The organism is Pseudomonas sp. GM55, assembly GCF_000282395.1.
GTDB lineage: Bacteria > Pseudomonadota > Gammaproteobacteria > Pseudomonadales > Pseudomonadaceae > Aquipseudomonas > Aquipseudomonas fluorescens_CC.
In genome coordinates, this window is record NZ_AKJJ01000132.1 from 1 (window position 1) to 572 (window position 572).

The 572-nt window shown below is 61.9% G+C and carries 1 protein-coding gene; it reads right to left on the bottom strand.

The features are described 5' to 3' along the window. Positions 1 to 572 (bottom strand): Ig-like domain-containing protein (locus PMI31_RS25435; protein ID WP_008022291.1); only part of this gene is annotated, 572 nt, incomplete at both ends.

The window sequence follows — 572 nt, forward strand, 5'->3', positions numbered from 1 at the left end:
CCGTTGGCGATGGTCAGGTCGGCATTGGTGAAACCGCTCACCGCCTCACTGAAGGTAATGGTCACCAACGAGGTTTCGCCGATTCTCAGCGCCGTGTCCGCGACCACAATGGTGGCCGTCGGGCGTACGGTGTCGATGGCGTAGTTGTTGGAGTCGGTGGTGCCGCTGCCCACGTTACCGCTGGCGACAGCCTGCACACCGGTGTTGTCCAGAGTGATCAGATTGGTCGTGTCGGTGATGCTGGCGGTCGGGGTAAAGGTCGCGGTCCAGGTGATGCCGCCGTCGCTGCTGCTGACTGCAGTCAAGGTGCCGTTGGCGATGGTCAGGTCGGCGTTGGTGAAGCCGGTCACCGCTTCGCTGAAGGTAATGGTCACCAGCGACGTTTCACCGATTTTCAACGCATTGTCGGCCACCACGATGGTCGCCGTCGGCAGCACCGTATCGATGGTGTAGTTGCCGGAGTTGGTGGTACCGCTGCCGGTGTTGCCCGCCAGATCGCTGACCCCGGTGTTGTTCAGGGTGATCAGGTTGCTCGAGTCATTCACGCCGACGGTCGGGGTAAAGGTCGCGGT